The sequence below is a fragment of the Kordia antarctica genome (assembly GCF_009901525.1).
Taxonomy (GTDB): domain Bacteria; phylum Bacteroidota; class Bacteroidia; order Flavobacteriales; family Flavobacteriaceae; genus Kordia; species Kordia antarctica.
The window spans coordinates 3,756,729-3,777,309 of sequence record NZ_CP019288.1 but is presented as its reverse complement, the minus strand read 5'-3'; the positions used below and the strand labels follow the sequence as shown (position 1 = coordinate 3,777,309).

Annotated in this window: 20 protein-coding genes; 5 read left to right on the top strand and 15 right to left on the bottom strand. The window is 34.2% G+C overall.

What is annotated here, in order from left to right; genetic code table 11:
- Nucleotides 1-21: 21 nt before the first annotated feature.
- From IMCC3317_RS15620 to IMCC3317_RS15575, 10 genes are all read right to left on the bottom strand, one after another.
- Nucleotides 22-849, bottom strand: a complete 828-nt coding sequence (locus tag IMCC3317_RS15620) for a universal stress protein (RefSeq protein ID WP_160130426.1) — start codon at nt 847-849, stop codon at nt 22-24.
- Nucleotides 850-891: 42 nt separating this feature from the next.
- On the bottom strand, nt 892-1,311 hold the full coding sequence (locus IMCC3317_RS15615; protein WP_160130425.1) for a CBS domain-containing protein: 420 nt from the start codon (nt 1,309-1,311) through the stop codon (nt 892-894).
- 367 nt (nt 1,312-1,678) lie between these two features.
- Nucleotides 1,679-2,380, bottom strand: coding sequence for a sulfite exporter TauE/SafE family protein (locus IMCC3317_RS15610; protein ID WP_160130424.1), 702 nt, complete (start codon nt 2,378-2,380; stop codon nt 1,679-1,681).
- Nucleotides 2,381-2,827 (bottom strand): FixH family protein, encoded by a 447-nt coding sequence (locus IMCC3317_RS15605; protein ID WP_160130423.1) that lies wholly within the window; start codon nt 2,825-2,827, stop codon nt 2,381-2,383. It lies immediately after the preceding gene.
- A gap of 232 nt (nt 2,828-3,059) precedes the next feature.
- Nucleotides 3,060-4,484: a cytochrome c oxidase accessory protein CcoG gene (gene ccoG, locus IMCC3317_RS15600; RefSeq protein ID WP_160130422.1), complete on the bottom strand. Its 1,425-nt coding sequence runs from the start codon at nt 4,482-4,484 to the stop codon at nt 3,060-3,062.
- 50 nt (nt 4,485-4,534) lie between these two features.
- Nucleotides 4,535-5,479, bottom strand: coding sequence for a cbb3-type cytochrome c oxidase N-terminal domain-containing protein (locus IMCC3317_RS15595; protein ID WP_160130421.1), 945 nt, complete (start codon nt 5,477-5,479; stop codon nt 4,535-4,537).
- A complete protein-coding gene (locus IMCC3317_RS15590; RefSeq protein WP_160130420.1) occupies nt 5,476-5,664 on the bottom strand; it encodes a CcoQ/FixQ family Cbb3-type cytochrome c oxidase assembly chaperone in 189 nt (62 codons plus the stop codon). Before IMCC3317_RS15590 ends, IMCC3317_RS15595 begins: the two co-directional genes overlap by 4 nt.
- A 4-nt stretch (nt 5,665-5,668) precedes the next feature.
- A complete protein-coding gene (ccoN, locus tag IMCC3317_RS15585; protein ID WP_160130419.1) occupies nt 5,669-7,879 on the bottom strand; it encodes a cytochrome-c oxidase, cbb3-type subunit I in 2,211 nt (736 codons plus the stop codon).
- 23 nt (nt 7,880-7,902) lie between these two features.
- On the bottom strand, nt 7,903-8,073 hold the full coding sequence (gene ccoS / locus IMCC3317_RS15580; protein ID WP_160130418.1) for a cbb3-type cytochrome oxidase assembly protein CcoS: 171 nt from the start codon (nt 8,071-8,073) through the stop codon (nt 7,903-7,905).
- 339 nt (nt 8,074-8,412) lie between these two features.
- A complete protein-coding gene (locus tag IMCC3317_RS15575) occupies nt 8,413-10,797 on the bottom strand; it encodes a heavy metal translocating P-type ATPase (protein ID WP_228054817.1) in 2,385 nt (794 codons plus the stop codon).
- Nucleotides 10,798-10,980: 183 nt separating this feature from the next.
- Here IMCC3317_RS15575 and IMCC3317_RS15570 point away from each other — a divergent pair, with 183 nt between their 5' ends.
- A complete protein-coding gene (locus IMCC3317_RS15570; RefSeq protein ID WP_160130417.1) occupies nt 10,981-11,673 on the top strand; it encodes a hypothetical protein in 693 nt (230 codons plus the stop codon).
- A 163-nt stretch (nt 11,674-11,836) separates the two neighbouring features.
- Here IMCC3317_RS15570 and IMCC3317_RS15565 read toward each other — a convergent pair whose 3' ends face one another.
- The gene (locus tag IMCC3317_RS15565) at nt 11,837-12,169 is read right to left on the bottom strand and encodes a single-stranded DNA-binding protein (RefSeq protein WP_160130416.1); all 333 of its coding nucleotides are present in this window, start codon (nt 12,167-12,169) and stop codon (nt 11,837-11,839) included.
- A gap of 184 nt (nt 12,170-12,353) precedes the next feature.
- On the opposite strand from IMCC3317_RS15565, the gene IMCC3317_RS15560 reads away from it, so the two are divergent.
- From IMCC3317_RS15560 to IMCC3317_RS15550, 3 genes are read left to right on the top strand one after another with little or no spacing between them, the layout of a single operon-like run.
- Nucleotides 12,354-12,887, top strand: a complete 534-nt coding sequence (locus IMCC3317_RS15560) for a GNAT family N-acetyltransferase (protein ID WP_160130415.1) — start codon at nt 12,354-12,356, stop codon at nt 12,885-12,887.
- Nucleotides 12,888-12,889: 2 nt separating this feature from the next.
- Nucleotides 12,890-13,240, top strand: a complete 351-nt coding sequence (locus tag IMCC3317_RS15555; protein WP_160130414.1) for a hypothetical protein — start codon at nt 12,890-12,892, stop codon at nt 13,238-13,240.
- A 22-nt stretch (nt 13,241-13,262) separates the two neighbouring features.
- Complete coding sequence (locus IMCC3317_RS15550; RefSeq protein WP_160130413.1) at nt 13,263-13,952, top strand: hypothetical protein; 690 nt, start codon at nt 13,263-13,265, stop codon at nt 13,950-13,952.
- A 6-nt stretch (nt 13,953-13,958) separates the two neighbouring features.
- On the opposite strand, the gene IMCC3317_RS15545 is transcribed toward IMCC3317_RS15550, so the two are convergent.
- Nucleotides 13,959-14,429 carry a CBS domain-containing protein gene (locus IMCC3317_RS15545; RefSeq protein ID WP_160130412.1) on the bottom strand — a complete coding sequence of 157 codons (471 nt, stop codon included), beginning with the start codon at nt 14,427-14,429 and terminating at the stop codon, nt 13,959-13,961.
- Between the two features lie 122 nt (nt 14,430-14,551).
- Here IMCC3317_RS15545 and IMCC3317_RS15540 point away from each other — a divergent pair, with 122 nt between their 5' ends.
- The gene (locus IMCC3317_RS15540) at nt 14,552-16,834 is read left to right on the top strand and encodes a M28 family peptidase (RefSeq protein WP_160130411.1); all 2,283 of its coding nucleotides are present in this window, start codon (nt 14,552-14,554) and stop codon (nt 16,832-16,834) included.
- Between the two features lie 282 nt (nt 16,835-17,116).
- Here IMCC3317_RS15540 and IMCC3317_RS15535 read toward each other — a convergent pair whose 3' ends face one another.
- The 3 genes from IMCC3317_RS15535 to IMCC3317_RS15525 all read right to left on the bottom strand — a co-directional run bounded on the left by IMCC3317_RS15535 (nt 17,117) and on the right by IMCC3317_RS15525 (nt 20,428).
- Nucleotides 17,117-19,174, bottom strand: coding sequence for a M13 family metallopeptidase (locus IMCC3317_RS15535; RefSeq protein WP_160130410.1), 2,058 nt, complete (start codon nt 19,172-19,174; stop codon nt 17,117-17,119).
- Between the two features lie 96 nt (nt 19,175-19,270).
- Nucleotides 19,271-19,789, bottom strand: a complete 519-nt coding sequence (locus IMCC3317_RS15530) for a nuclear transport factor 2 family protein (RefSeq protein ID WP_160130409.1) — start codon at nt 19,787-19,789, stop codon at nt 19,271-19,273.
- A gap of 3 nt (nt 19,790-19,792) precedes the next feature.
- Nucleotides 19,793-20,428, bottom strand: coding sequence for a hypothetical protein (locus IMCC3317_RS15525; protein ID WP_160130408.1), 636 nt, complete (start codon nt 20,426-20,428; stop codon nt 19,793-19,795).
- Nucleotides 20,429-20,581: the final 153 nt, after the last annotated feature.

Below are 20,581 nucleotides of genomic sequence, written 5' to 3'. Positions count from 1 at the left end.
CTAAAAGTAAATTTTCATTTATCAAACATGCACAACCAATAAAGGTTTTTTTAATGCTTTGCTAATTTCTGTGGTTGATGAATGTTTGAATAAACGCTCAAAGACAGATTCTTTTTGAACAATCAAGCCAATCATATCTATGGAATGTAGTTGCATGTAACATGTTTTTACATGCTCTAACGGCACATTTTGAATGACATGATAACTATAATTAACTTCTTTGAAATGCTTTATAAGATACGATTCGTCATAACGATCTCCAGTCATTTCTTTTTCATACACTCTCAAAATGTGCGTTTGCATGTGATGCAGTTTCGCAGTATTTAAAATAGTTGCAAACGCTTCACTTTGTACAGCATCTTTCGCGTCAAGCGGTAACAACATGCTTGTTGGAGATTGAAATTTTATGGCTGAAGGAATGATTAATGTTGTACAATTAATTCTTCTGATAATGCTTAGTGTGTGACTTCCAAAGAGAATTTCGGCAGCATTAGAAACACCATTATAACCAGCAACTAATAAGTCAATATTTTTTTCTTCAATGATTTTATGTGTCGCTTCAATAAAACTATTATAATCCAAAATTGAATCAAATTGATGCTTTTCATTTTGTGACGATTGTTCCAATTCGTCTTTAAAGGTTTGTAAACGTTGTTTTTCAGCCTTTAAAATACTTTCGTAAACATTAGCAGTAGCGGAAGACATTAAATCATCCATTGTAAAAGTTCCCGATTTGTGAACGTGCAACACATAGAAACTACAGGTTTCGTTTTTCAAAAAATTGATTGCATATTGTGCTGCATTCCGTGAACATGGAGAGAAATCGGTAAGAATTAAAACATTTTTCATGACTCTTTTTTTAATAAAATTCGCTACTGCTTTTTAAAGATATTAAAATTGATCTAATAAGTAGTTAATTAAATCTGTGGTTGTTAAGATTCCGACTAATTTTCCGTCGTCAACTACTGGTAACGCGTGAAACTCCTTTTTAGCCAAAATTTCTGCGGCTTCTTTAATAAGTGTATCTGAAGTTATGCTTACCAAGTTTTTCGCCATTACTTGTTCTATTGTGAACATATTGTAGACAATAGTTTCAACATTAGTGTCATCTTCATCTGCGGCATCTGCAAAGCTAATCCGCAATAAATCGGTATAACTCAACATACCAATAATTGCGTCACCACTTACAACTGGAATGTGACGAATGTTGTTTGATTTGAATAAACTTTCTGCGGTTTCTAAACTGTCTGTATGGTTTAATGTAATCACCTCAGCGGTCATAATTGTGGAAACTGGTGTTCTTTTTTTCATCTTGTTTTTGTTTTAATTTCTATAGTAAAGATAGTTATGAGGTATGGAAACTGCTATGATATTTGTCATGCTGAAAGAGGTATTTTGAGTTTGAATGAACTCTTTGTAGACAACACACTTTTTTACTGCTGATTTTCGTTTTCTTTGCTCGCACAAAGAATACTGAATCAAGTTCAGCACAGGCATCAACAAAAGAAAGTGCGCTTTTCTGGCAGGTATTTTTAGTTTTCTCTTCGGAAAACTAAAACCGAAAAACTTTTGCTAAATTTTCTCCAAGGCTTCGAAAATTTTTAACGCAAAACCTTTTCTATACTTCAGAAAAGAATAATCTTGCTAAGAGACATATTGCTGCTTTTTAAAAATTATTTTAATGACAATCTATCACATTCGTAATCAAACCAACATTTGAAACTGGAGAAATATACGGAATTCCCAAACCCAATCCGCGAAGAATAAACAACATTCCAATGATGATTACAAAGACAGGAATTGCTTTTTGAATGCGTTGTTTTATAGTAGCGTTTAGAAACTTTCCAATGTAAATTGCAGTCGTCATTAACGGAATTGTTCCCAAGCCAAAAAACAACATATACAAACTTCCTTGCAACATACTTCCAGAAGCAATGGCACCAAAAACTGCCATATAAACCAATCCGCAAGGCAGTAATCCGTTTAAAAATCCAATCGTAAAAAAAGTATCTAAACTTTTCTTTTTGAATTGCTTTCCTAAACTCGATTTTAGGTTGGAAATGATTCTAAAAACAGGTTTTGAAAAATTATACTTACTAAAAGTTTTGTACGGAATACTAATCGTGACAATCATAATAATTCCAATGGCTATGGACAAACGCTGCTGCATTCCGAAGATATAAATGCTTTTTCCCAACAATCCAAAAATGAATCCGATAGTTGCATACGAAAGCAATCGTCCAACATGATACAGTAAAATTTGCGCTACTTTTTTGTAACTATTCGTGCGATCTACGGGCAACATAAACGCAATTGGTCCGCACATACCAACGCAGTGAAAACTTCCTAACAATCCTAATATGAATCCCGAAAAAACCATTTAATAAGTGATTTCCTGTTTGTACAAATACGCTTCTTCATCGTAACTCCAATCGACAGAAATGTTCCAACGACCGCCTAACAAACGATTGTCAGGTATGAGCAATGTGTGGTTTGATAACGAAATAGGCATCTCGAAATCGAATTGTTTATTAGACGGTCTGTATAGGAACACTTTTCCTTTAATCGTGTTGATGTCAAACGTATTTGGAAACACAATTTCGATTCCTTGTTCCGTTTGTGTCAGCGTAACATCTTGCGTGAGCTTTTGTGCGTTTTTCTGTTTATCAATCGTGTTTTGATATTGCAATTCTTCTTCATAATACGTCTCGGTTACCAAATCGTGATCGTATTTTGATTGTGTACTCATCCGTATCACAAAAAACAATATAAAGCTGATAAACGCTATGAATGCTAATACGATTCCTGTTCCCCAATTTATTTTCATGATATTATTTTTATATTTATTTGCTTACTTCGAGTGCCTCAGCAAGCTTCCTTTTTAAATACCGTTCACAATGATGCACATTGAGCTTGTCGAAATGCAATCCTTAATGCAATTCTAGTTTTCATTTCGTCATTGCGAGAATTTTTTAAAATTCGTGGCAATCTGCTTGTCGAGAAACAGATTGCTTCGTCGCTATCGCTTCTCGCAATGACGAATAAACGAAACCAGCAACTTAGTAATAACTCGTTGGTCCTATAAAATTCACCGTTGTCGTTTCAATCAATTTGTCTTTACTGTATACATCAATTGTGATGTTATTTTTTCCGTTTTTCAGATCGCTTTTATTGATTTCCAAAAACAAAGTTCCTTCTGCAATTCCTTGTTTCGGAATGATAAATTCATTTGTTGTTGCCACCAATTTTATAGTTCCTTTTACTTTTCTAATTTCAAAATGTACTTCAGGAATCGCTTCAGTGGTTTTATTGATGAGTTTGTATGTAAAAACATTGCTAATTATATTGTCTGCTTTTTGCTCATACAATTGTCCGCGTAATCGTAAAATATTTGCTTCTACATCATTTCGGATCAATAACATTCCGACTAAAAAGCCAATTAGAATTATTAAAACTGCTGTATATCCTTTTAATCGTGGTGTAAATTTGAACTTTTCTTTCTTTTCAATTTCGTCTTCACTTGTATATCGAATCAATCCTTTAGGCAAGTCTACCTTTTCCATAATGTCATCGCACTCGTCAATACACGCTGTACAATTAACACATTCTAGTTGCGTTCCGTTTCTAATGTCAATTCCTGTTGGACAGACATTTACACATTGAAAACAATCAATACAATCTCCATTACCTAATTCTTCTCTGTCTTCATTTTTACGAAACTTTTTACGTCCATTTTCGCCTTCTCCACGTTTGTGATCGTACGCAACCAAGATCGATTTATTATCTAGTAATACTCCTTGCAATCTTCCGTAAGGACACGCAATAATACATACTTGCTCTCTAAACCACGCAAATACAAAGTAGAAAACTGCCGTAAATATGATTAACGGAAACAAGGTTCCTAAGTGTTTAAAAGGTCCGTCAGTAATGTCTTTAATGAGTTCATCACTTCCTATTAAAAAGGCTAAAAATGTGTTCGCAATTGCAAAAGAAATGATTAAAAATATAAACCATTTTAAGAGTCGCTTCTTAATTTTTTCAGCATTCCAATCTTGTTTATCCAATCGGATTTGTTTTCCTCTGTCGCCTTCAATCCAATATTCAATTCGACGGAAAACCATTTCCAAAAAGATAGTTTGTGGACATATCCAACCGCAAAAAATACGCCCAAAAGCAACCGTAAATAGTGCAATAAAAATGACTCCAATAATCATGGAAATCACCACTAAATGAAAGTCTTGTGGCCAAAACGGCAATCCGAATATATTGAAACGACGTTCCAACACATTAAATAGTAAAAATTGGTTTCCGTTAATTTTTATAAAAGGAGCAGCAAATAGAAAGATTAGCAATCCATAACTGACAATTTTTCGCCACTCATAGTATTTACCGCTCGGTTTTTTTGGATATACCCAAGCACGTTTTCCATCTTCATTAATAGTTCCGATGGAATCTCTAAATGTTTCGTTTTCTGGTATTTCCACAATTATGTGTTTGTTGTTTATACCAAATAAAATTTAACCTTTATTTGGTATTATTCATTAACTTCTACTTTTGTAGAATCGATGACTTTTGCATTTTCTGGCACTTTCGTTGGATCTTCCCAAATGTCACCTTCTGCATCTTTTGGTGCTGCTGGCGTAGTTCCTTCAAATGATAGTATAAAACTTGACACTTGCGCAATTTCAGACGGTTTTAGTCCTTTTTTAGACCAAGCTTCCATTCCTTTTCCGCTTCGTCCACCTTTAGAAATTGTTTTAAATACGTTGTTAATTCCGCCACCTAAAACCCAGTGTTTGTCTGTTAGGTTTGGTCCAATTCCTCCGCCGCCATCTACCGCGTGGCAAGCCACACAGTTTTCTGCATAGATTGTTTTTCCAGCACTTACGTCAGATGCTTCTGTAAGCAATACGACACTTTTATAATCTATAAGGTCTTTTGCTGTTTTTAGATATTCTTCATACGCTACTTTTGCTTCTGCATATTCTTCTTCAAGCTCTACATATTGTCCGTCGCCATTAAATACGTGATATTTTGCTAAATAAATTCCTGCAAATACAATAGACGCATAGAATCCGTATTTCCACCACGGCGGTAAATCGTTGTCCAATTCTCTGATTCCATCATAATTATGATCTAAGATAATTTCGGCTTCAGCTTCAATAGGTTTCGTTCCTACTGATTTTTTATAGGTTTTCTTGAACCAATTTACCAATTTATATTCCGGAACTTTATTTTTCTTTTCTAGGTAGGTTGCTTTTGCTGCTTCATCCAATCCGTTGAACAGAATATTTTCCATTGCTGCTATAATTCCTTCAATAGCTATTAAAATAAATACCACTAATAGTAGAAACAGTAGAATTAATGGTTCTTCTATAAATGCTGGTCTGTCGCCAGATTCTACAAAGTATTCAACTCCTATGAATAACAGGAAAAAAATGACGAGTACACGTACCCAAGATGGAATTAGATTTCTCATGGTGTTTGGTTAGTTGGTTGATTGTCTAATGGAATATTACTCACTTCTGTGATGTATTCTTTTTTTGCGGTGATTACCCACCAAAACAACAACATAAAGAAGGTAAAGAAGATGAGTAGAGAAATCAACGGATATATTTCAATACCCGTAATTGATTCCATATGATTTTTTACAAATTTTAACATGGCTTTATTTTTCTATTGTTTCTTCTTGCGAATCTTTTACTTTTATGTCAGTTCCTAAGCGTTGTAAATACGCTATCAGTGCAATAATTTCACGATTTTTTACTTCAATAAATTCTTCGCCATTATCAGCAGCAGCTTGTTTTGCGCCTTCAAAAGAAGCTAACAAATCTGGATCTTCTCTTAGATTTTTAACAATCCCAATGGCTTGTTCGTCCATGTATTGCAGCGCATCTGCTATTTCTTGTTCTGAATATGGAACTCCAAGCGAAACCATTGCGCGCATTTTGGCTTGTGTGGACGATGTGTCAAGTTCATCATGAATCAACCAAGGATACGCTGGCATAATAGATTTATCTTCAATTCCTCTTGGATCGTACATGTGTTTAAAGTGCCAAGAATCTGCTTTTTTCAGCTTGTCTGTTCCTTCACGTTGCAAATCGGGTCCTGTACGTTTACTTCCCCATAAGAATGGATGATCGTATACAAATTCGCCTGCTTTAGAATATTCGCCATAGCGTTCTACTTCACTTCTAAACGGACGAATCATTTGTGAGTGACAACCAACACAACCTTCTCTGATGTAAATATCTCTACCTTCCAATTCTAATGGTGTGTATGGTTTTACTTCCGTAATGGTTGGAATATTTGAGTCAATCATTAACGTTGGCACTATTTGTACAATTCCACCAATTAAGATTGCAATGGTAGCATAAATAGTCAGTTTGATAGGTTTACGTTCTAAAACCGTATGCCAACCTTCACCTTTTGTACGTTTGTTAGATACACGTTGCAATGCTGGTGCTTCTGCCAATTCATCAGTTACTTTATTTTTCGATTTAATAATAGTAGCTACAATGTTGTATGCTAAGAAAAACATTCCGACAATGAATAGTGAACCTCCAATAGCGCGCATCCAATATAATGGCATGATTTCAGAAACTGTTTCTAAAAAGTTTGGGTAGACTAAGTTTCCATCAGGATTGAATTGTTTCCACATGGACGCTTGTACAAATCCTGCTACATACATTGGCAACGAGTACATTACAATTCCTAAGGTTCCTATCCAGAAATGTGCATTTGCCAATCCTAGTGAGTATAGTTTCGTTTTGAATAATCGCGGCACTAACCAATAGATCATTCCAAAGGTTAGGAATCCGTTCCAAGCTAAGGCGCCAACGTGTACGTGTGCAATAATCCAATCGGTGTAATGCGCAATGGAGTTTACACTTTTTAAGGATAGTAATGGACCTTCAAAAGTTGCCATTCCGTATCCTGTAATTGCCACTACCATGAATTTCAACACAGGATCGGTTCGTACTTTATCCCATGCGCCACGTAAGGTTAGCAATCCGTTTATCATTCCTCCCCAAGAAGGCATTAATAACATTATAGAGAACGCAACTCCTAAGTTTTGCGCCCATTCTGGCAACGCTGTATATAATAAATGGTGCGGTCCTGCCCAAATATATATGAATATTAACGACCAAAAGTGTACAATAGATAGTCTGTATGAGTAAATAGGTCTGTTTGCCGCTTTTGGGATGAAGTAATACATTAATCCTAAAAATGGTGTCGTAAGGAAAAAGGCAACTGCATTGTGTCCGTACCACCATTGTACCAAGGCATCTTGCACACCTGCGTATACGGAATAACTTTTTAAAGCAGTTACTGGCAGTGCTAAACTGTTGAAAATGTGTAATACCGCAACAGTTACAAATGTTGCTAAGTAAAACCAAATTGCTACGTATAAATGTCGTTGTCTTCTGTTTAAGATTGTCCAAATCATGTTGACTCCAAAAGCAACCCAAATGACTGCGATTGCGATATCAAAAGGCCATTCTAATTCGGCATATTCTTTCGAAGTTGAGTATCCTAATGGTAATGTTATTGCAGCGCCAATAATGATAATTTGCCAACCCCAAAAGTTAACTTTACTTAGAAAATCGCTTGCCATTCTGGCTTTTAGCAATCGTTGTAGCGAGTAATATACACCTGCAAAAATGGCGTTCCCGACAAAGGCAAAAATTACTGCGTTTGTGTGTAATGGACGTAAACGCCCAAAACTTAGCCAAGAAATACCTTCTCCTATGGTTGGAAATAGAAATAATAACGCTAGTAATAATCCAACTGACATTCCAACAATTCCCCAAATTATGGTGGCGTAGATGAAGTTTTTAACGATTTTATTATCGTAATAGAATTGCTGAATTTCCATAGTAATACCTGTTTGGTTTGTAGTTAGTTTTGCTTTTTTGGTTTGTCTTTTACCAATTCATCATCAAATAGCATGCGCACCGATGGCGTATAACTATCGTCAAATTGTCCGTTTCTTACCGCTATAATAAAAGCGACAAAAAAGAGTATTGCAACTACAATACTAATGGTTAGTAAAACATATATAACACTCATACCTATTGAAGTTATGGCTCAAAATTACGTTTGTATGATTTCCTATAAAATGACATTTATCATGTTTTGGATTTATTTTAGTGAAACTCAATTTTGAAAAGCTTGTGCTGGACTTGATTCAGCATCTAAGACGAATTCAAAATTGTAAGTTGAACTAATCCCACTGAAAAGTGGGATCTGTAGTTTTCACTATTTTATTTTAAAGCTGTTTTCAATAACTCGACTTGGCTCAGTGTACAGATTTAGCGTACACATGTAAAACGTCTTTGCGAGGAACGAAGCAATCTGCTCTTATTTAAACAGATTGCCACGAATTTTTCAAATTCTCGCAATGACGTTTTACTTAAGTTTCCTTCCTAAGAAAGATGTACAAACCGTTGTAAATACAACAATACTTATGGAACTTAACGGCATTAGAATTGCGGCGATTACAGGCGCTAATTGTCCTGTGATAGCAAAGTATAATCCGATACTGTTGTAGATAAATGATAACACAAAACTCCATTGGATAATTTTGATTGCTGATTTGGAAGCTTTCAAATATGTATCTAATTGATTGAATTTGGAAGCATCCAATATCGCATCACACGCAGGAGAAAATACATTTACATTTTCCGACACCACAATTCCGACATTACTTTGTGCCAACGCGCCTGCATCATTTAATCCGTCGCCAATCATGAGTACTTTTGCGCCTTCTGCTTGATGATATTTGATGTATTCTAGTTTGTCGTTTGGCTTCTGGTTGAAAATCAATTTTGTTTTTGACGGTAATAGTTTTTTGAGATTTTCTCGTTCGCCTTCATTATCTCCCGAAAGGATTGCCAAATCATACGCCTTTTTTAGCTTATTGAATAGTTTCGATACGCCTTTTCGATACTTATTATAGAATGTATATTTCCCTTTGTACGTTTCGTTTGTACTAATATGAACTGTTGTGTTTAATACTGTTGATTCTTCTTGAAAACCTACAAATTTTGCCGCGCCAACTTTGATATTTTCTTCATGATAACACGCTGACATTCCTTTGCCAACATGTTCTTCAAAATGATCGAGTGTGACAATATTTTGTTCGTCTAAAATGTTATAAAGCGTTCTACTTAATGGATGATTAGAGCCACGCAACGTGTTTTTTAAAAGTGTCGCTTCAGCAATTGATAATTGTTCGCCTTCATAATTTGCGGTGCTTTTTTGATTGGATGTAATCGTTCCTGTTTTGTCAAATATAATTGTGTTTATCGTTGCTAATTGTTCTAAAACGCTTGCATTTTTCACATAGAATTTCAGCTTTCCGAAGATGCGTAATAGGTTTCCAAATGTAAATGGTGCAGCTAATGCAATTGCACACGGACATGCAATGATTAAGACAGCTGTGAATACATTTATCGCTTTGGAAGCATCAAACCATAACCAAAATATTGTCGATATAAACGCAATTGACAGCACTGTAATCGTAAAGTGTTTACTGATTGCATTTGTTAACGTTGTAAAACTTTCTTCTTTGTTTTTGTCAAATACCGCATTGCTCCACAATTGTGTGAGGTAACTTTGCTCCACCGATTTTATCGCTTCTATTTCAATGATTCCTGATGTTTGTTTTCCGCCTGCAAATACCTTGTCACCTGCTAGTTTTTGAACCGTTTCCGATTCGCCCGTTACAAAACTGTAATCGATAGCAGCATTTCCGTTAATTAGAATTCCGTCTACGGGAATTAATTCTTCATTTCTGATAAGTAACCGATTGCCTTTTTCAATATCGTAGACTTGAATTGGTGTTTCTTTCCCTTTATTGATTCTTGTAACTGCAATTGGAAAGTACGATTTGTAATCGCGCTCAAATGATAGAAAGTTGTATGTTTTCTGTTGGAAGAATTTCCCTAGTAATAGAAAAAAGACCAATCCCGTAAGGCTATCAAAAAAGCCTGAACCCAAATCAAATATAATTTCCACCGAACTTCTCACAAATAAGACTAAAATTCCTAATGCAATTGGCACATCAATGTTGAGTAGCTTTGCGCGTAAACCTTTAAATGCAGAGATAAAATAATCTTGCGCAGCATAGAAAACGACAGGAAGTGAAAAGGCAAACATTAACCAACGAAATAGTGGTTTGTAGTGTTCGATCCAAAATCCGCTGACTTGAAAGTATTCTGGAAATGATAGAAACATGACGTTTCCAAAGGCAAATCCTGCAATTCCAAGTTTGTAAATGAGCGTACGATTGATTTTGTTTTTTCCAGTCGCATAATCGTCCAAACTTATATACGGTTCGTAGCCAATTTTGCTAAGTAATAAAACCGCTTCTTTGAGTGAAAAAGTCGTTGTATTGTATGTGATTCGCACCGTTTTTTTGCCAAAATTGACTTGTGAATCGCTAATTTCTGGTTTGAGTTTGTGTAAGTTTTCGAGAATCCAAATGCACGAACTACAATGAATGTGCGGAATGTATAAGGTAACTATTTGCGTAGTTTCATCATTAAATTCTAGCAATTTTTCAATGATATTTTGTTGCGTTAGGAAATCATATTTTCCTTCTATTTCTTTCGGAATTCCGCCTGGAGAAGCTTGTAAATCGTAGTAAGATGATAAATCGTTTTCAGAAAATAGTTCGTACACCGTTTTGCATCCGAAGCAACAAAAAGATTTTTTATCTGATTGAATGATTTCTTTTGCACATGCATCGCCACAATGAAAACATTTTGTTTGCTTTATATTATTGCTCATTTATACCTTTTTACCACACTCACAAAGATTACAAATGAATCCATTTTAAAATATGATATTTGTCATGTATGGATTCGTAATTACACTACTTCAACAACTAATTATGAATAAGTACATTAACACACATTTTTGATTTTCAATCTTTTTACTATCTTTAATCGTACTAAAAGAAGATCAATCATTATGGAAACCGCTACAAAACAAAATCTCAAAGAAATCATCATAACCGTTATAGTGATTGTGATATTAACCGCTTCAGGAATTCATTTTTTAAGAAAACATGCCAATAAAGAAGGTCGTGAGTTAATGCTTTCTATGAATAAAGTCAGTAGTATTCATGCGGATAAAGGCATTAAAGATTGTTATAATATTGATGATTGGCAAGAAGGACGATTGGTAATTCTGAATGATGAAATACAAGAATATAAAGAACAACACGAGGTTATTTTTTTAAAGTTATATACATATCATTATACATCATCAACGTTGTTTTTAATTTTCTCAATTCTGTCAGCATTGACAGTTTTTTTGATAACACAAGATGGTTGGAATGGAACTTCTCATAGTATAAAAGTGCTGTTTTTGGTGTTTATGTCCTTGACATCTTTTTTTGGAATTTCTGCCAGTACTTTTGACCAAAAAGTAAGTATTGGTCAAAATGGGAATGCGTATATTAATTATGATAATTTACAGAAAGAGCTGATGAATTATTGTGCTACGAATGCAGATATTAAAGGTGATTCTATTACATTTATAAAAATACATTCTAGTGTTATAAATAGAATGACGAAGCTTCATGATTTTTATTTAGAGTTTGAAAAGCAAAGCGTTGACACGAACAAAATGTTTAGTTTGGAGAAGAAAGAAGAAGAATAGTTTTGGGTATGTTTGGTTAGCTTTTTTAAGTTTGCTAAATTACCTTTTCGACTTCGTTTAGCTTCTTGGTTTTAGTTTGAAACTTTTGGCTTTTATAAAAATAAAAAACGACCAATTCCGAAGAATCAGCCGCTTTACAAACCCACATATAGATTTCCCAAACCTATTTCCCAAACATTAAAATTTCGTTTACGATAACTTCAGTCACGTATTTCTTTTCGCCAGCTTCTGTTTCATATGAACGATTTGTTAGCTTTCCTTCAATAGCAACTTCTTTACCTTTTAGTAAAAATTTTTCTGCAATTTCAGCGGTTTTGTTCCATGCGATTAGGTTGTGCCAATACACATTTTCAACCTTATCGCCTTGTGCGTTTTTATAACTTTCATTTGTTGCAATGGAAAACTTTGCAATTTTCTTTCCGCCTTCTAAATTGATGATTTCTGGGTCGTTACCTAAGTTTCCGATTAACTGTACTCTGTTTTTTAAATTGTTCATAATTACTGTATTTTAAATGTTTACAAATTATTTTGTGATAGAATCGTTGTTTTGATTCGACAGTGCAAATATGAAACGACATCCAAATTTTATTCGGTTACGAAGCACTTACTTTCGTTTACAAATATTTGTAGTCGTTTGTAATTGGGAATTTTTTCATACCTTAGTCGTTCATTTACAATACATGAATATACATTTAGAAACCGACAGACTTATTATTCGAGACCTTACAGAACAAGACGTAGACGGAATGTTTGTACTCGATTCTGATCCTGAAGTACATACCTATTTAGGCAATAAACCAATCACACAAAAAGCAGCAGCTTTAAAATATATTAGAGATGTTAATTTGCAATATAAACAACGTGGAATCGGACGTTGGGCAGTTGAAATGAAAGAAACAGGCGAGTTTATAGGTTGGTGCGGCATGCGATTGTACACCGATTACACCTTCAACAATCACACAAATTTTCATGATATTGGCTATCGGATTCAACGTAAATTCTGGGGAAAAGGATTCGCCACCGAGGCTTCAAAAGCATGTTTAGAATATGCTTGGAATGTGCTTAAACTTGACAAAATCTACGGAATTACCGAAAAAGGAAATGAAGCTTCACACAAAGTATTATTAAAAATTGGACTCAATTATTTGGAAGATTTCCACTATGAACCTGAAAAAATGATGCTCCGTTGGTATAGCATCTCAAAACCTGAATAATTATGGACAAAGAATGTTTGGAATGTAACGATACGTTTAAAGGTCGTATTGATAAAAAGTTTTGTAGCGATTATTGTCGCAACGCATATAATAATCGACTGAATAAAGATGGAAAAAATCTGATTCGTAATATCAACAATCGCCTGCGCAAAAATTGGCGAATTTTGGAAGATTTAAACGTGAATCAAAAAACAAAAACGACGAAAGGAAAACTTTTGGAAAAAGGATTTGATTTTAATTATTTCACTTCTATCTATGTGACCAAAGCCGAATCGACGTATTATTATGTGTACGATCAAGGATATTTGGCACTAGAAAATGATTATTATTTATTAGTAAAAAAGAATTCTTAAATCAAAAAACAACACGTTTTATATGGACTATACAAATCTGATATTTCCCGCAATGTTTATTATCGGTATTGCCACTTTAATCTTTTTAGGAATCTATTATAGTCCAAAACATAAAATTCTCCGTCAATTAAAAAAAACTCGCAGAAAAAACATTCAGAGTGTCCGTGAACATGAATATGTAAAAATTGTTGGAAATGCCAAACACGTAGGCAAACCATTAATTGCACCATTAAGCAAACGAGAATGCGTCTACTTTGAAGTGATTGTAAAAGAAAATAAAGGGAAACAATGGCGCAATGTCATTAAAGATGTCCAATTCCAAGATTTCTTTATACAAACTGGAACGGAAAGTGCTGTTTTACACTTAAATGCACGGCGCGAATTTGAGAAACTCATTCATTTAGTAACCGATCATTCATTTCACTCAAGAGTTTTTAATAATACTAATGCCGCAATTGTACAGTATTTAAATGAACATGGAATTAAAGATAAAAGTATTTTTGGAATGAACAAACCGCTTCAATATCAAGAAAGAATTATTGAAGTTAATGAAGAAATTGCCATTATGGGCATCGGTAATTGGCAAATTATTGACACGCCAATGGACAGTTATTCCGATGGAAGAATACTGGTATTATCAGGAACTAAAGAACAACGATTACTAGTTACAGATGAACCAAAAGCTATGAAACGCGTAAAGCGAAAACTATAAATAGTATTACTTCCAGTTCTGCCCTTTTAAATTCATCGCAGCTTTTAAAATGTCTTTCTGACTAATTTGCCCAACCAATTTGCCATTTTCTACAATTGGAAAACGTCTTCTTTTAGATTGAATAAACTTATTTGCAGCATCAAAAATATCTAAATTTCCATCAATAGTTTCTACATTTTTTACCATATGCGCTTCAATTTTATTTTGCTCAAAAGGCATATTATAATAACGACTGTCCGAAATTTGCTTAATACAATCACCTTCCGAAATCATTCCGATCAATTCATTTTTATCATTCACAACTGGTCCGCCAGAAATTTTATGCTGAATTAACTTTTGAATTACTTCTTCCACAGTTTGCTCAGGTTTAAACGTGATCAAATTCCGTGTCATATAATCACTAACTTTTAATGCTTCCGCTTTACTCGTGGTATTAGCTTGCACTTTTCGTGCGCCTTGAAAACTTTTTATTCCCATAATTTCTAAGATTTGGTAATTACTAAAGTTACTCTTTTTTAATTGGTAAACCTAAAACAACAATTTCATAACATTTACTGTTCACTTTTTACTACTTTTAAGCATCCTTATAACCAACCAACATGAACACACCAAAAGCCCGTTTTACATTCCTTTCCTTTTTATTAATTGCACTTGCGGTTTACCTTAGTTTTTATAGTGTAATGCCACAAGAAACCACAGAAGGAAAAGTTCCGAAAACTGAATTTTCTACGGTTCGCGCGTTTGCACATGTCAACGAAATTGCCAAAGAACCACATTATGTAGGTTCAAAAGCACATGAAACTGTTCGTAATTATATTATTGCTGAATTAAAAAAATTAGGTTTAGAACCGATAATACAAGAAGGTTTTACGCTTGATAATTGGGGAAATATTTCCAAGCCAAAAAATATAATAGCTCAAATTAAAGGGAAGAATTCTACAAAAGCATTATTATTATTGTCACATTACGATAGTGATCCGCATTCTGCAGTTGGCGCAAGTGATGCTGCAAGTGGCGTGGCAACTATTTTAGAAGGAACAAGAGCTTTTTTAGCCAAAAGCGAACAACCAGAAAATGATATTATTTTATTAATTTCTGATGGAGAAGAATTAGGATTAAATGGTGCCGAATTGTTTGTAAATGAACATCCGTGGGCAAAAGATGTTGGTTTGGTGTTGAATTTTGAAGCGCGCGGAAGTGGCGGACCAAGTATTATGTTGTTGGAAACGAACAATGGAAATGCCAAATTGATTAAAGCGTTTCAAAATGCTGATACAAAATATCCTGTTGGGAATTCGCTCGCTTATAGTATTTATAAAATGCTTCCGAATGATACAGATTTGACTGTTTTTCGGGAAGATGGAAACATTCAAGGATTCAACTTTGCGTTTATTGACGATCATTTTGATTATCACACCGAAAATGATACGCCTGAAAATTTAGACTTTAATACGTTGACGCATCAAGGAAGTTATTTGATGCCTTTGTTAGACTATTTTTCCAAGCAAGATTTGACACAAATGACATCAGCTGATGATTTAATTTATTTCAATACGCCTTTTGGTTTTCATACGTATCCTTTTAGTTGGATTCTGCCAATGTTACTCTTAATTGTGCTGTTATTTATAGGTGTATTAATTTACGGATTTAAAGAAAAAATGCTTTCTGGCAACGGAATTATGTTCGGGTTTATTCCGTTCTTAGTTGCTTTAATTGTAAGTTGTGCGGCAACTGTTTTAGGTTGGATGTTTATTAATTGGATCTATCCGAATTATGCCGAAATTCAACATGGATTTACATATAATGGCTACACATATATTTTCCTTTTTGCGTTTTTGTCTTTAGGAATTACATTTTATTCATATCATAAATTTGGCAAAAAAATTACACCTGCAAACCTGACAATTGCTCCGCTTTTCTTCTGGATTGTGATTACTGCACTTGCCGCTTTCTATTTAGATGGCGCAAGTTTTATAAGTATTCCAGTATTATTAAGTTTGGTTTCTGTCTTTTTTCTGATCAAACAACAAAAAAAACCTTCCGCATTATTTTTAACCATTTTAGCAATTCCAGCAGTATTTATATTGGTTCCGTTTCTCAAACTATTTCCTGTTGGTTTAGGATTGAAAATTATTGCAGTTGTTGCGTTGTTAATTGTATTATTGATCGGATTGTTAATGCCTGTTTTCGGATTGTATAAACGTAAAAAATGGACCGCGTATTTATTCTTTCTAATGGCGATTGTTACATTTTTTATCGCGCATGCGAAATCAGATTTTTCAGAAACACGCCAAAAACCAAATAGCTTGGTATATGTTTTAGATGCAGATAAAAATACAGCCAATTGGAATACGTATGATGGCATTTTGGACGATTGGACAAAGAATTACATCAAAGACGAATCGATGACAGCGAATGCAAAAGAAATTATGGATAGTAAGTATAAAGGTGGATTTACGTATTCGCAAACTGCGCCTGTTAAGTCAATTCCACTACCACTTTTTGAAACAACAAAAGACACGATTTACAATACTATTCGTCATATAGATGTGACTATTATTCCGCAACGAAATGTGAATAGAATTGAAGTCTTTGGTGATGGAAAACGACTTGAAACTTTACAGATTAACGGAATTATGGTGGAAAAAATACCAAATAAGCGAAGCAAACGTTTGGTTACATATTATGTTTCAGATAACGAACCGTTAGTGCTTTCATTTACTGCAAAACCAACTGAAAGAATAGAATTTATTATTTACGAAGCTTCTTTTGATTTACTAGAAAACCCGTTGTTTTCAGTTCCTGCGCGCGCTAAAAACATGATGCCAAGACCTTTTGTGTTGAATGATGCAGTTTTAGTGAAGAAGACGATTCAGTTTTAGATATTTATTAAGATTAAAGACCGCTTACTTCGATTTCACTCAGTACAAGCCGCTTTTAGAGTTAAGAATCAAGACTTGATACTACTTCAAACGATAAGATTCAGTGTTAGGCACGGAATATAAAAAAAGAGGCTGTCTAAAGTCTAAGTTTCGTCAAACCGAACTTGATTCGGTTTCTCATAATCAATGAAAATTACTGTTATGAGATTCTGAATCAAGTTCAGAATGACGCCTTTTAATCTTTTCAGACAGCCTCTTTGCTATATTATTATAATTTGATACTTACCAAATACGAACTCTATTTTCTGGAGCAATGTACATTTTGTCTCCTTCTTTAACATCAAATGCTTCGTAAAAAGCGTCGATATTTTGTAATGGAACATATGCTCTGTATTGTCCTGGCGAATGCGTATCCGTTTTGATTCTTGTACGCAAAGCTTCTTCTCTCATTTTTGTTCTCCAAACAGTTGCCCAAGAAAGGAAAAAACGTTGTTCTGCTGTGAAACCATCAATTTTATCTGGTCGTCCGTTTTCTTTAATATGACGTTGTAAACCATCATATGCACCTAAAACACCACCTAAATCTCCAATGTTTTCACCTAACGTATATTTACCATTGATGTAAACACTATCTAATACTTCAATAGCACTATATTGAGCTGCTAATGCATCTCCTCTTTTTGTAAATTGTGTTAAATCGTCTTCTGTCCACCAGTTTTTCAAGTTTCCATCAGCGTCAAAACGTGCTCCAGAATCATCAAATGCATGTGAAATTTCGTGTCCAATTACAGCTCCAATTCCACCATAATTTACAGCATCATCAGCTTGATAGTTATAAAAAGGCGGTTGTAAAATTGCTGCTGGAAAAACGATTTCATTGTTTAATGGATTAAAGTATGCGTTCACTGTTTGTGGCGACATTCCCCATTCTGTTTTGTCAACTGGCTCATTGATTTCATCAAGATTTTTTCTGTATCCCCATTTTCCAACAGCTACCATGTTGTCATAATATGAGTTTCCTTCTTTTACTTCTAAGCTAGCGTAATCTTCCCATTTGTCAGGATATCCAATTTTTACCGTAAACTTGTCAAGCTTTTCAACTGCTTTTTCTTTTGTTTCTGGACTCATCCAGTCTAAGTTCATGATTCTTTCTTTGTACGCTTCAATCACATTTGTGATCATTTTTTCTGCTTTTTCTTTTGCTTCTGGCGGAAATTTAGCATCCACATATAATTGTCCAATTGCTTCTCCAACAGTTCCGTTTACAGTTGCCAACGCTCTTTCATCTGCTTTGCGTTGTTCTTTTGCTCCGTTTAATTCTTTTGAATAGAAATCCCAGTTTGCTTTATCTAACTCCGTAGTTAATTGGCTTGCAGAATTGTTTAATGTTGACCAACGCATTAACGTTTTCATATCTTCAACACTTGCTGTCGTTAGAATTTCTTGTAAAGCAGTCATGTAACCTGGTTGCATTACAATAATTGTATCTATTTTTTTCATTTCTAAATCAGCCATTAATTTATTCCAATTAATTGCTGGTGTCATTTCAGAAAGTTCTTGTACAGAGCGTGGATTGTTAAAGTTACGCATATCTCTACTTTCTACTTTATCCAATCTTGGTGATGCTAATTTTGTTTCTAAAGCCAAAATTGTTTCAGCATCTTTTCTAGCTTTTTCTTCGCTATCACCTAAAAATTGTAACATACGTGTAATGTGTGCTACATATTTTTGTCTAATTTCTTGAGATTTTTCATCTTTATCTAAGTAGTAATCTCTTTCTGGCAATCCCAAACTACCAGGAACCACGTATGCCGCGTTCATACTACTATCTGACAAGTTTGCAAATCCTGTTAATCCCATAAAAGGTGCTGAAATTGTTGCTACATTTTTAGCAATAACAGTTTGCATGTCTGCAATATTTTTGATGCTTGCAATTGCGTCTAATGCTGGTTGCAATGGCTTAATGCCTGCTTTGTTTCTTGCCGCAGTATCTAAGATAGAATTGTAAATTAACAACGCTTTCCCTTGATCAGAAGTTGCTTTGTATTTTCCGCTTTTGTTTGCTTCATCAAGAATAGCCAATACATCTTGGTCAGTATCTTTACGCAATACTCCAAATCCTCCCCAAGAAGTTCTGTCTGCAGGAATTTCAGTAGTTTCCATCCATTTACCATTTACATACGTGTAAAAATCATCTTTAGGACTTACTGATGTGTCCATATAATCCAAGTTGATTCCTGGAATGACAGCTACTTCTTTCTTTTCTTCTTTTTTATCTTCACAAGAAAAAAGAAGTGCGCTCGCTGTAAAGCAAAGTGCTAGTTTTAAATTTATCTTCATTTGTTTGATTGTATTTAATTAGTTCTATGCAATTTAGTATAAATATTAACCGTAATGTTACCGTTATTCGGCACATTAACATTTTTTTAAGATATTCTATAGTTGAGATTTTACGATTGAGTCGTTTTCTTTTTTTAGTTTGATAACTTCTGGAACGTTGTCATTTGGAATGGCAATGGAAAGTACATAGTGAGAAATTTTCCATGTATCATCAACTTTTTTGAGCACACCAGAACCTCTACATAATTCCATTTGTGTGTCTAATAGTTCATCAAACCATGCAATATCGCCATATTCCGATATAAATACATTTCGTTCTAACGCCGTAAAACTCCACGCTTTTCCTTTGTCAAAATACGGTTTTGAAAATTCTTTAAATGCAGCGTTTTCCCAGTTTTCAGTAGCATCAGTTCCTATAAAGATAGCATCAGCTGTCATTTTGGAAAAATACGCGTCAAAATCGGCGTCCGCAGCGGCTTTGTGCCAAGCGTCTAAAACTATATTGATTTCCGTTTTGCTTTTTTCTAGACGAAAGTCTTCCACTTTTTGTCGCGATTTTTCTGTGTTACACGATATAAACGCGGTAATGATTGAGAGTACAATTAGTTTTTTCAAAATTTAGTTGTTTTCTGGTTCTATTTGTTTGAATGGCTTTTTAGGAAGTTTCATTTTGGGTTTTTGCTCCTTTTTTTCTTCTATTTTCACCTTAGTGCTATCTTTCTTTTTTAGTGAGTTCCCAAGAATTTCTTCAGGTAGAATATTTAATTCGGAAGTTTGTTCTATTTGATAACAAACTGCATTGAATACTTTGTTCATTTCTGCAATTTCTTTTTCTAAGAAATCATTCGGAACATTATCGTCTGTTGCATCATCTTGTAGTTTTAATGCTTTCGTTTTTAGGACTAATAATCGGCTGCGTATTTGCATAACGTCCAATTCTTTTGGAAATTTTTTAAATCCTAGTGTATCAATATTTGCTGCTAATTGACCCAAATCTTCTGCAATTGCAAAGCGCGTACTAGCATTGATGAGTTTTATGTTTTCGTGTATGGCTGTGAATTCCAACCAATCTTGCACCAATTTTTTCTGTGTTGGTGTTAGTTCTTTTAGTTGTGCTTTTTTCGGAATGGTCAACTTGTTTTTGGCAAAATATTCCTCTTGACTTTGCGTCTCAGCAGAGCGTGTAGCTTCTTGCTCTTTTTTACATGCAAAAAAGGTGATGATAACAAGCAGAGATACGATGATTTTCTTCATTAATTTTTGACTATCGATGTTGTTAGAAAAACGAAAAACAAATATAGTTAGTTTTTTATGTCTGTTTGTTGTTTTAACAAATTTTACCATGCTAAGCCATTGGATTTTATGAATTTATCAAAAATATTGGCTATTAAAGTAGGTTTTTCGTAT